Source organism: Companilactobacillus hulinensis, assembly GCF_003946555.1.
In the GTDB taxonomy this organism is placed as follows: domain Bacteria; phylum Bacillota; class Bacilli; order Lactobacillales; family Lactobacillaceae; genus Companilactobacillus; species Companilactobacillus hulinensis.
In genome coordinates, this window is the sequence record NZ_RHOO01000008.1 from 48726 (window position 1) to 61338 (window position 12613).

At 37.4% G+C, this 12613-nt stretch carries 12 protein-coding genes; all 12 read right to left on the bottom strand.

The features are described 5' to 3' along the window. Positions 1-5: 5 nt before the first annotated feature. On the bottom strand, positions 6-2411 hold the full coding sequence (gene recD2 / locus EKM66_RS05990; RefSeq protein ID WP_125762621.1) for an SF1B family DNA helicase RecD2: 2406 nt from the start codon (positions 2409-2411) through the stop codon (positions 6-8). Continuing rightward, a complete protein-coding gene (locus EKM66_RS05995; protein ID WP_125762623.1) occupies positions 2398-3042 on the bottom strand; it encodes a tetratricopeptide repeat protein in 645 nt (214 codons plus the stop codon). The genes recD2 and EKM66_RS05995 overlap by 14 nt, the downstream gene beginning before the upstream one ends. Before the next feature lie 8 nt (positions 3043-3050). Further along, complete coding sequence (locus EKM66_RS06000) at positions 3051-3701, bottom strand: histidine phosphatase family protein (RefSeq protein WP_125762625.1); 651 nt, start codon at positions 3699-3701, stop codon at positions 3051-3053. A gap of 142 nt (positions 3702-3843) precedes the next feature. Further along, positions 3844-4962, bottom strand: a complete 1119-nt coding sequence (gene mnmA / locus EKM66_RS06005) for a tRNA 2-thiouridine(34) synthase MnmA (RefSeq protein ID WP_125762627.1) — start codon at positions 4960-4962, stop codon at positions 3844-3846. 21 nt (positions 4963-4983) lie between these two features. Beyond that, the gene (locus EKM66_RS06010; RefSeq protein WP_125762629.1) at positions 4984-5319 is read right to left on the bottom strand and encodes a hypothetical protein; all 336 of its coding nucleotides are present in this window, start codon (positions 5317-5319) and stop codon (positions 4984-4986) included. A gap of 53 nt (positions 5320-5372) precedes the next feature. Continuing rightward, positions 5373-6521 carry a cysteine desulfurase family protein gene (locus EKM66_RS06015; RefSeq protein ID WP_125762631.1) on the bottom strand — a complete coding sequence of 383 codons (1149 nt, stop codon included), beginning with the start codon at positions 6519-6521 and terminating at the stop codon, positions 5373-5375. 15 nt (positions 6522-6536) lie between these two features. Next, entirely contained in the window at positions 6537-7229 is a 693-nt protein-coding gene (locus EKM66_RS06020; protein WP_125762633.1) for a 5'-methylthioadenosine/adenosylhomocysteine nucleosidase, read from the bottom strand. Positions 7230-7262: 33 nt separating this feature from the next. Beyond that, positions 7263-7577 carry a hypothetical protein gene (locus tag EKM66_RS12725; protein ID WP_225426567.1) on the bottom strand — a complete coding sequence of 105 codons (315 nt, stop codon included), beginning with the start codon at positions 7575-7577 and terminating at the stop codon, positions 7263-7265. Further along, the gene (locus EKM66_RS06030; RefSeq protein WP_125762635.1) at positions 7564-8130 is read right to left on the bottom strand and encodes an NUDIX hydrolase; all 567 of its coding nucleotides are present in this window, start codon (positions 8128-8130) and stop codon (positions 7564-7566) included. The genes EKM66_RS12725 and EKM66_RS06030 overlap by 14 nt, the downstream gene beginning before the upstream one ends. Then, complete coding sequence (locus tag EKM66_RS06035; protein WP_125762637.1) at positions 8123-9544, bottom strand: MFS transporter; 1422 nt, start codon at positions 9542-9544, stop codon at positions 8123-8125. Before EKM66_RS06035 ends, EKM66_RS06030 begins: the two co-directional genes overlap by 8 nt. A gap of 42 nt (positions 9545-9586) precedes the next feature. Continuing rightward, positions 9587-9826: a cold-shock protein gene (locus EKM66_RS06040; protein ID WP_125762639.1), complete on the bottom strand. Its 240-nt coding sequence runs from the start codon at positions 9824-9826 to the stop codon at positions 9587-9589. A gap of 4 nt (positions 9827-9830) precedes the next feature. Next, a complete protein-coding gene (gene ileS / locus EKM66_RS06045) occupies positions 9831-12611 on the bottom strand; it encodes an isoleucine--tRNA ligase (protein WP_125762641.1) in 2781 nt (926 codons plus the stop codon). Between the last annotated feature and the right edge of the window lie 2 nt (positions 12612-12613).

Genomic DNA, 12613 nt, shown 5'->3' on the forward strand with positions numbered 1-12613 from the left:
TTTCGTTAGCTTTTTTGATCCATAAAATCAAATGGTGTACTGCCCTCCATACCGATCATAGGATCGATAGAACTATTCATTACCATATCCAAAGTTAGTATGTAATCTTTTGGAGACTCATCAACTGAATCTTCAACTTCAGTTTCATCAGAATCTTCATCATCTTTAGCTGGTTTAATTTTGAACGTTTCAAAAATACGTTCTTTCAAAGTGGTATTACGCTCTGACGATTGATCAGTAATTGATCTCTCAAAAGCCGATCGATCACCCACCATAATTAACAACTTCCTTGAACGTGTAATTGCCGTGTATAACAAGTTTCGACGTAGCATTCGTGACTCTTCATTTACTAATGGCAAGATCACCATTTCAAATTCTGAACCCTGTGCTTTATGAATCGAAGTACAGTATGCTAATGAAATATTCAACCAGTCTTTCCGGTCAAGAGTAACTTCATTACCGTCAAAATCTATAACTAGTTTGTCAACATGATCCGTATTCTCCTTGGCTAATAAAATACCAATTATCTTACCGATCTCGCCATTGAATACATTATCTTCAGGTGTATTGACCAAATAGACAACCTTATCCTTAATTCGATAATGAACATTGCCCATTTCCACTTGTTTACGCTTAGGGGTCATCGGATTAACTACATCTTGAATTGTCTTATTCAGATTATCAATTCCGGCGACTCCTCGGTACATCGGTGCCAATACTTGAACATCCGCAATATCGAATCCACGCTCATCGGATTTTTGAATGATCTGTGACAACACTTCAGGAATATTTCGACTACTACTACGAATATAACTACGATCCGACTTGTTTTGGAAGACATCATCATTCACGATGCCTTCATTAACGTCGTGAGCCAATTGAATAATAGTAGAATCCTCATCTTGTCTGTGAATGTCAGTCAAAATAGTTGTTGGAAATGCTCCACTATTAATCATATCTGAAAATATCTGACCAGGTCCAACTGAAGGCAACTGATCCTTATCACCAACTAACACGACTTGTGTTCCGGGCTGTACCGCAGTTATCAATGTACGGAACAACTTGGTATCAACCATCGACATCTCGTCAATTATCAACAACTTGCAATCAAGCGTCGGTTCAGCGAATTCATCGTCTTCAGTACCAGTCAACCCAAGTAATCTATGAATTGTCATTGCTGGCAATCCCGTTGACTCACCCATATGTTTAGCTGCTCGCCCAGTTGGGGCCGCCAAAGCTATCGCATAATCTTCTGATGCTGGATCTAAGGTAGCATCATTTAACTTGGCGTATGCGGCTACTATTCCATTGATGATCGTCGTTTTACCAGTTCCAGGTCCACCTGTAAGTAAGAACAAAGAATGCGTTAGAGACTGTTTAATTGCCTCTTCTTGCGATGGGTCATATGAGACTTTAAATTGCTTCTCAACGTGCTTCAATTCCTTCTTGAATGCCGAATCCTTCCAGTCAACACCCTTATATGTATCAGTAATCATTTTTAACGACTGAGCAATAGACCATTCAGCTTCATAGAATGATTTATCGTAGACACGATTATCCTCAACTAGAAGAACACCATCGTTGACTAACTCCCTCAAACAGCCAATGATTTTTTGCTTCAGTTCATCACTATTATTGTTACCAGGATTAAGCACATTTAAAGCACGTCTAAGAAGCTCATTTAGCTCAATATACGTATCTCCAGAACTTTGTACCAGCACAGCAACAAATTGAACTAGAGCTCCCTTGATCCGTCTTGGATCATCTTCTGGAATTCCCAATCGTTTAGCCAGCTCATCTGCACGCTTAAAACCAATACCTTTAACCTCTGTAACTAATTTATAAGGATCTTCATTAATAACTTCTAGCGTCTTAACACCATATTTTTGATAAATTCTGGCTCCTAAGACATTACCGAAGCCAAAATTACTCAATTGATACAAAACCTGTTCAGTTTGATGATTCTTAGAGATCTGCTCAACAATCTGATTAGTCTTTTCTTCTCCTAATTTTAGGAAATCCAAGGCATTAGGATCTTGCAAAATTTTGTCGATAGCATCAGTACCAAGTTCATCAACGATTTTTTCGGCCTTTTTCTTACCAATTCCTGGGAACTCTTCACCAGAGAAGAACGTAATAAGTTCTTTTCGACCACTAGGGCGACTGTGTTGATAAGTATCAGCTTGAAATTGTTTGCCATACTTCGGGTGGTCGATCATCTTGCCTTCAAATTTATATTCTTCTTCTTCAGATATCTCACCAAAACTGCCGGTAACAACTATATCTGTTCCGTCCCAATCAGTGTTGGTCTTCTTAATTTTTATCGTAAAAATTTTGAACAGATTTTCTGGATTCTCAAAAAAAATAGCTTTGACAGTTCCAATGAAATATTGTTTTTCACTTTCTGCCATTGCTATCTCCCGTTTCTTTGATAAATTTTTGTAGATTTGCTAATTTCTTCTCATTTTTTAAGTAGTACTTAGCATCTAATTCTTTAGACTTATTAAGATAAGCCTGATAATCTTCCTTCAAATTCATGGCGCACAATGCCATATTGAAGTAGAACTTCGACTGTGGTTTGATCTTGTTGGCTTTTTGATAGTAACTCATAGATTCTGAGAAATTACCATTTGCCAAAAGCAGGTCTGCCATTAATTCATTAGCCGCAAGATCTTGTTTATTCTTTTCGACAGCTGTCAGTGCATAGACTATTGCCATTTGTCGTTTGCCTTGTTCATCCAAAGTCTTAGCCATCATAAAGTAGGCGACAAATCCATAATTCGCATTTATAAGTTTTTGAAAAATATCATTAGACTTGTCATATTTGCCAGCCAAATAATAAACATTTCCCAAATTATAAAGTAAATCCTTATCCTCTGGAAATAGTGGCATCGATCTGATCAACAGCTCTTCGGCTTGTTCCAAATCACCAACCTCGACTAAATAAGCCGACAATTTTAAGATTTTCCCCAATTGTCTGCTATTAGTGTTCAGATCATCTACTAGTTTTTTAATTTCTTTTTTGACTTGTTCTTTATCCATTTAATACCTCAAATCGTATCAGTACTTGAAAGTTTCTTATCAAGATAGTCAGTTTCGTTCCATTTTATCAAGCTATACTGTCCATGTGAATATTCCAAATGTGTCAGACTGGTGTTTGATAAACCGCCATCCTTACGTATATCAGCAATTTTTGTGCCCAATAATGATTGAATACACGTTACCAATGCAGCACCGTGACTAACAATCAATACTGCACCTTGTTCATTATTACTCTCAACAATATTTTGGACAGCTTGATTAGTACGTTCAGCTACTTGCTCAAATGATTCTCCCTCAATACGTTCAGCATCGTATTCACTTGGCTCATAACGGAATGCATGTATAACTTCTGGAATTTCTTTTTCCAGCTTAACAAATTTTTGACCTTCCATAATGCCAAGGTCAAATTCACGTAATCCATCAACTACAGTCAATGGAATCTGCTTATTCATGTCTTTTAATAGTGTCTGTGCAGTTGTTTGTGCACGTTGAAGCGGACTAGTATATGCATTATTTATCTGCACACTTTCTAGTCTTTTCGCAAGTAACTTAATATCGTGCAAACTCTCTGGTAGCAATGGAGAATCCCCGTGACCACCTTGATATTTTCCCTCTAAATTCCATTCGGTTTTTCCATGTCTGACAAAATATAAATCCATATTATTTTCACCTTACAAAGTTAATTACCTACTATTATGATGATTTTCAGAAATTTTTTCAAGCAGTTACGAAAGCATATACAAAAATAGACCAAGCTTTTACACTTGATCTACTAAATTACGTTTTTTAAATTTGATTTAATTAGATGTATTGTAGCAACTTTGACTTCATATAAGCACCATCGATAGTAGCTCCACCGAGACACTCCTCACCATCATAGAAGACAACCTCTTGTCCAGGTGTAATTGCACGTACAGGGTTATCAAAGTCAACACTGACCTTGCCGTCATCCAATACATGAACAGTAACACCAACATCTTGTTGACGATATCTGAACTTAGCAGTTGCATGGAACTCGTCGCCGTAATCTAATCCAGTGATGAATGAAAGATCTGATGCCTCCAGGTGGTCAGCATACAATCTAGGGTTCTCATATCCCTGGTCAACGTAAAGAATGTTCTTTGACATATCCTTACCAACAACGAACCAAGGCTCGTTAGACTTGCCGTTACCGCCAATTCCAAGTCCTGATCTTTGACCAATTGTGTAATACATCAAACCTGCATGCTTACCCTTAACAACACCGTCAGGTGTCATCATTGTACCAGCTTGTGCAGGTAGGAACTCGCTAAGGAACTTTCTGAAGTTTCTCTCACCGATGAAACATACACCAGTTGAGTCCTTCTTCTTAGCTGTAGCAAGACCAGCCTCTTCAGCAATACGACGAACCTCAGACTTTTGCATTCCACCAATTGGGAACAAAGCCTTTTGTAATTGATGCTGTTGTACAGTACTCAAGAAATAAGTTTGGTCCTTATTTGCATCCCCACCACGAAGCAAGTGAACAACACCATTATCGTCGCGGAAACTTTGTGCATAGTGACCCATAGCAATATAGTCTGCATTTAACTTCTCTGCATAATCCAAGAATGCCTTGAACTTAACTTCCTTGTTGCACATAACATCAGGGTTTGGAGTTCTGCCCTTACGATACTCATCTAAGAAATACTCGAATACACGATCCCAATATTCCTTCTCAAAATTAACTGAATAGTAAGGAATACCAATCTTATTGGCAACCTTAGCAACATCCTCATAATCCTCTGTGGCAGTACATACGCCAGAATCATCAGTATCATCCCAGTTCTTCATGAAGACACCGATAACCTCATAGCCCTGTTGTTTCAAAAGAAGAGCACTTACTGAGGAGTCAACTCCCCCACTCATTCCAACAACAACGCGCTTCTTCTTATTCTCCATTAATCTCTCTCCTACACTTCTTTAGCTCTTAGCCAAAACATTTTTCTCAATCATAAAACCTAATAAATATCTAAGATCACTGACTTCTTTTTCAGTATCTTTCAATTTAAAGATGTTAAGATTATGCATCCCACTTTTATCAGTGACTGCTAATTTAAGATTATCCAAATCTTTATTGATGGTAACTTTCAAGACATAACGAGCATCATATGGTGAACTACCATTAATGGGACGTTCAAGGCGGAAATTACCTTGTTTAGTTTCTTGAAAACCGACATCTCGTAATGCATATTTTTTAATTTCAGGACTGATTTCATAGAATTCTGAATCGCCTAAAATTTGTGCTTTTTTACTCATAGTAAAAACCTCCTAAGTGAAATTCTTAATAAGTCAAGTTTGAATAAATAAAACTAATTAGTCAAGTCTTTAATTATATCAACCATTTTATTAGAGAATTTAACGATATCGTCTTCAGTATTGTCTTTACCAAAACTAATTCTGATTGAATCGTTGACTCTTGGACTGTCTTTACCAAACATAGCAACTAGCACATGTGAAGGTTCAAGACTTCCGGCAGTACATGCTGAACCACCGGAAACGGCGAAATGTTCCAAATCTAATCTGGTCAATAATACGCCACGATCAATCCCTGGCAGATAGAGATTGAATACATGGTTCAAAGCGTGTTCGTCTTGTGGTCCGTTTACTTCAAACGGAACATCATTTGTTTTTAAAATTTCCTGAATCTTTTGTTTGAATCCAAAATAACGGTCACGGCGTTCATTTTTTACTTCTGGAGTAATTAACTTAACCGCTTGAGCAAAACCAGCGATAGCAGGAACATTCTCAGTACCAGCACGACGCTTGGTTTCTTGATCGCCACCCTTTACAAAAGATGGAATATGGATTGCATCATTAATATATAAGAAACCAATAAATTTGGGACCATTGATCTTGTGAGCAGATGTCGACATCATATCAATATGTTGTGCATGAACATCAATATCTTCCTGACCATATGCTTGAACTGCATCAGTGTGGAAGAATGCTTGATGATCTTTTAACAAATCACCGATTTCAGCAATTGGGTTTCTTGCTCCGGTTTCATTATTACCATACATAACAGTGACCAGTATCGTGTCATCAGTTAAAGCATCTCGTACTTGATCAACAGTAATCTCACCACGTTTGTTTGGCATAAGATATGTAACATCAAAGCCTAAGGTCTCTAGATAAGCCATTGATTTCAATATAGCCTCATGTTCAACCGCTGTAGTGATAATATGTTTACCTAATTTTTGACGTGATAAAGCTGTTTCAATAACAGCAGTATTATCACTTTCAGTTCCACCACTTGTAAAAATAATTTCTGAATCTTTGGCATTAATACTTTGAGCAATAGTATGGCGACTTTCATCCAAAACTTTGCGTGCTTGACGGCCAAAATAATTTGTCGCCGAAGCGTTACCAAAATTGTTTGCCATTTGTTCAGAAATTACATCAACAACTTCCTTAGCCATTGGTGTGGTGGCAGCATTATCTAAATAAGTAAACTCCAATTTAAAAATCCCTTTCTATACTTCTTGATCCAAGAAGTTTAATAACATACGTACAGACTTTCGACCAGCTTCTTTAACGAAGTCGTCAAAGTTAACACTAGCATCTTCGTCTCCCACATCACTCATTGAACGAATTACAACGAATGGTGTCTTGAATTGTGCACATACCTGAGCCACAGCGGCACCCTCCATTTCAGATGCTAAAACATCTGGGAACGACCTTTTAATTGTAGCAATTTTTTCTTTTCCGTCAATAAATTGGTCTCCGGTAACAATTAATCCAGTATGAGATACCAATCCAGTAGCTTTTGCAGCTGCTTCGATCTTACCTACATATGTAGGGTCAGCATCAAAATACAATGGTTGTTGTGGCAATTGACCCACAGCATAACCAAAACCTGTTGCATCCACATCGTGATAAGCAAGTTTGCTTGAAATTACAACATCACCAATTGATAAACCTTCGCCAACACCACCGGCAGATCCTGTATTTACAACAAAATCAGGCTTGTAGCGATCATTGATAATTGTCGTTGTCATTCCAGCTTGAACCTTACCGATTCCACTCTCAGCCAAATAAACTTGATGTGTCTTGTAATTACCGATCGTTAATTCAACACCAGCAACATTTTCTGTTTTCACATCACTAAGAGATTCTCTAAGTAATTTGATTTCTTCTTCCATTGGAACGATTACGCCAATTTTCATTTATAACTTCTCCTCATATCTAATTAATTATTTCTAGACAAAAAATAGGACTAGAAAGACGATAACAATTAAGCCAAACACTGTAATAATCGCAATATTTAGCCTTTTTTTCAATCTATTTGTCTTATGCTCAAAAGATATTAATTTTTCTTCTTCAATTTGATCAGGATGCTGTCTTTTATACTCTTCTTCAACACGTTTTCTTTCCTGATCACGAAGCTCTTTTTGCTTCTTTTCAACCTCATCAACTGAAACTACAGAACCACTCGATTGATTCTTTTTACCACCAGAAAATGTATCGACTAATACATTTTTGAACTTTTCCCAAAGTTCACTAATTCTTTGCATTCATTAACTCCCAATAAGTAACAGCATAGATAGACTTGGAATCACAAATAACTCCATCTTCAATTTGTTTCTTAGCTTCATCGAGTGTTAATTTTTCAACATTTAAGAATTCATCAGAATCTAGTGGACGTTTGTCTTCAACTTGTTTTAAATTGGCTGCCTTAAAAACAGTTAACTTCTCGTCTGAATATCCAGGACTCGTATAGAAAGTAGTAACCTTTTCTAACTTATCGGTTGTTAAACCTAGTTCTTCATTCATTTCTCTAAGTGCAACTTCTTGTAGATCAGAACCTTCGTCCTGATCAATTTTACCGGCTGGAATCTCTAATGTTTCTTGTTCCATTGGTTCACGCCATTGACGTACAAAGATCATTCTGTCATCGTCAGTAAACGGAATAATCGCTACCGCACCATGATGTCTAACCAATTCACGGATTGCAGGAATACCATTTGGCAGAATCACCTGCTCAACGTCAACATCAAAAATCTTACCGCCAAACATACGCTTGCTAGCTACTACTTCTTCGTAATATCTTGAATCTTCTTTATCCATTCTTTAAACCTCTTGATTTTATTAATCTAATTACAGACATAATTATAGCGATTAAACAAATTATTAATGCAAATGTCATTGTAACACGCATACCATCGATAAAGATATCTGGTCTTCCATCTACATATGTCGTAACTGATTTACCATAGAAACTACTCATTGATAGGAACAAGATCGTAGTTGAAATCGAAACACCGATAATCATTCCCAGGTTACGTGCCAGAGCATTCAATCCTCCAGCTATGCCCAAGTCCTTAGGCTCAACTGAGCTCATGATCATTGTATTGTTAGGTGCTTGGAACAAACCATTTCCTAATCCATTAAGACCGATGAACAACAAGATAAACCAAAGTCCTGTATTAACATTAAAGAATAAATATCCAATTTGAGCAATAGCTAGAACTACTAATCCAGCAATCGTCAATAATATCGGATTGATCTTGGCTGACATTTTACCAGATATAGGTGCCACGATCACCTGAACAATTGGAAACATCATCAAAATATATCCTGCAATCGAAGCTTTCATCCCCAATGCGTTCTCCAAATAAAATGGTGAAACAACATTGAAGAAGAAGTTAGTTACAAAAATCAAAAATCCGACGACTAATCCTAATGTGAAATCATGATTTTTAAAAATCCGTAATTCAATCATTGGTTGCTCAGTATTCTTCTGTAAATGAATAAACAAACAGAAAAATGCAATTGCTGCGGCAAAAGTCAACATAATATAAATATTACCGAATCCAACTGACTGACCGATAAAAATTGCGGCGAAGAATAATATCAGTGTTACAAAATAAACGGCGAATCCTCGATAATCCAACCTTGCTGGATTCTTGGGTTCTTTTTTAGGTAAGTTCAAATACCCTAATAACAAAGCTATTGCACCAATTGGTAAGTTGATCCAGAAAATATAGCTCCAATGGAATTGAGAAAGAATTAATCCACCAATACCTGGTCCTGCGATTGACCCAATCGAAACAAATGAGCCAATGTACCCTAATGCGTAACCTCTTTCACGTAATGGGAACGTCTGAGTAATAATCCCATTATTGGTCGCCATAGCCATTGAGGCACCAAATGCTTGAACGGTACGTCCTGCAAGAAGAATTGGCAAATCTAAACCAAAACCACAGATCAGTGAACCGATAATGAATAAAATCGAACCAGTTTTAAAAACTTTGATCTTACCAATCGAATCGGCTAATTTACCAAATAGCAGAAGGAAAATACAGATAGTAACCAAGTAAATCGAAACTATCCATTCGGCCATATTCATTGGTATATTCAGATCTTTGCTAATTACAGGTAATGCAATATTAACGATTGATCCATCTAAGGTTGCCATTAACGTGAAGATACCAACGGAAACTAGCACCATCCACCTTTTTGGATTTACTTCTTCATTCATAAATTATCTCCCTGATAAATAATTTCAATAAAAAAGAAAGCACTATTCAGCGCTTTCTTCGTCTTGTTCAGTATCTTGTTCAGCTTCTAATATAGTAATATTCACTGCTTGTGGTCCTTTGAATCCTGGAGCAACTTCAAATTCAACCTCAAGATCAGGTCTAATAAAGTAGTCCTCACGATTAAGAACTGAGTCTGCGAAGAAGAAAATATCTTCGCCGTCATTATTAATGAATCCAAAACCACGTTCCGTATTAAAACGTACTATTTTTCCTTGAAACATATTTTTAGCCCTCAAAACCTTCTTCAATTGTTTGAGGATATTCCTCAGTAACAATCTTAGCACATCTAGCACAGAAAGTTGGGAAGTTTGAGTCATCTCCGACATCAGTCTTGATCATACGACATCTTTGACATACTTCACCGTCAGCCTTTTCAACAAGTACACTAGCATCTTCGTACTTATCTGCATTTGCTGGAGCAGCATCTGTACTGATTTCAAATTGAGAAACAATCAATAATTGACCAAAGTTACTGTTGATCTTATCAAAGGTCTTCTTCAAATCTTCACTTGGATAAACTGTAACTTTAGCTTCAAGTGACTTACCGATCAACTTGTCTGCACGTGCAACTTCAAGTGATTTAAGAACATCATCACGGAAGTCCATGAATGCAGCCCAATCAGCTTCAGTTTCGTCAGAATCAGGAAGATCTTCAACTTCTGGCATTTCTGCTAATTGTACGAATTCTTCAGGTTCCTTCAAGTATTCCCAAACTTGTTCCATAGTATGTGGCAAGATTGGTGTCATCAGCTTAGCAATCTTAACTGTTGCATCGTAGATAACAGTTTGCATTGAACGACGTGAATGTGAGTCCTCAGGGTCAATGTAAACAACATCCTTAGCAAAGTCTAAATAGAATGTTGAAAGTTCGTTAGTAATGAAACGAACAACGTTCTTAGTTACATCAGCAAAGTCATAGGCATCGTATTCGGCATGTAGGTCTTTAACTAGATTATTCAACTTAACGGCGATGTACTTGTCTTCTGGACGAAGATCTTCATATGCAACTCTGTTGGTCTTAGGATCGAAATCAGTTGTATTAGCCAACATGAATCTAAGAGTATTACGAATCTTACGGTATGTTTCTGATACTTGCTTAAATGAGTCAACTGATACGGAAACATCTGAACTTGAATCAACAGAAGCAACCCAGAGACGAATAATTTCGGCCCCAAATTGTCTTTCGATGTCAGCTGGTGCAATAACATTACCAAGTGACTTACTCATCTTAACGCCGTTCTTATCAAGTGTGAATCCTTGAGAAAGGATGGCCTTATATGGAGCAACACCAAAAGCAGCAACAGATGTGATCAACAATGAGTTGAACCAACCACGATATTGGTCAGAACCTTCAAGAATTAGGTCAGCTGGGAATGTTAAGTTATCACGTAACTTAGCAACACCAGCATGTGCTGTCCCAGAGTCAAACCAAACATCCATGATGTCTGTTTCTTTAGTGAACTTACCATTTGGACTAGCAGGATTAGTGTAGCCTTCTGGTAGTAAATCTTTAGCATCACGTTCAAACCAAACGTTTGAACCATACTTACCAAATAAATCAGCAACATGGTCAATGATCTCTTTGGTCATAATTGGTTCACCATTTTCAGCATAGAAAATTGGTAGTGGAACACCCCAAGCACGTTGTCTTGAGATAACCCAGTCACCACGGTCACGAATCATATTGTAAAGACGAGTTTTACCCCATTCAGGAATGAAACTTACTTTTTCAAGTTCTGACAATAATTGTGGTCTGAACTTATCAATTGATGCAAACCATTGTGGTGTAGCACGGAAGATGACTGGTTTCTTTGTACGCCAGTCATGTGGGTAACTGTGAGTAAAGAAGCTTAATTTCAACAATGAGCCATTCTCTGTCATACGTTCTGTAATCATCTTGTTAGCATCATCGTAGTAAACGCCCTTGTATTCTGGAACTTCATCTGTAAAGCAACCGTGTTCATCAATTGGTGAGAACACTGGCAACTTGTACTTCATACCAACAACAAAGTCATCAGCACCAAATCCAGGAGCAGTATGAACTAATCCAGTACCATCATCCAAAGTAACATGATTACCAAGAATCAATAGTGATTCACGATCATAGAATGGATGTGTTGCTGTAAGACCTTCAAGTTCTGAACCTTTGAATGTCTTGAGGATTTCAACATTTTCCCAACCAAGTTTTTCTTGTAAGAAACTAATACGTTCCTCAGCAACAACATACTTCTTACCATCAGCATTAACTAGTGAATAGTTAAACTTAGGATTTACACAGATAGCCTCATTTGAAGGCATTGTCCAAGGAGTAGTTGTCCAAATGATGAATGATGTATCATTGTCCAACAAGTCTTTACCGTCACGTACTTTGAATGCAACGAAGATCGATGGAGATTTAACATCTTTATATTCAATTTCAGCTTCAGCCAAAGTAGATTCTGAAGATGGTGACCAGTAAACGGGCTTCTTACCACGATAGATATAACCCTTGTCTACCATTTCACCGAATACTTTAACTTCTTCTTTTTCAAATTCTGGTTGATAAGTAATGTATGGGTGATCCCAGTCAGCTGAAACACCTAGACGTTTGAATCCAGCCATTTGCTTCTTGATTTCACCTTCAGCAAAGTCACGGCACATCTTACGATATTCAGACATACCAATTTCCTTACGTTTAACACCTTTTTTAGCTAATTGTTGTTCGATTGGAAGACCATGAGTATCCCAACCAGGAACATATGGTGCACGGAAACCATTCATAGAATGATAACGAACAATAATATCCTTAGATACCTTATTCAAGGCGTGTCCCATGTGAATATCACCATTGGCGAATGGAGGGCCATCTAGTAATTCAAATGTTGGTTTGCCTTCGTTTAATTTTTGACGCTTTTCATAAATCTTATTATCTGCCCAAGCTTGTTGCCATTCGGCTTCTTTGTTTGGAAGATTTCCACGCATTGGGAATTTTGTCTTTCCCAGGTTAAGTGTGTCTTTTACTTTCATTC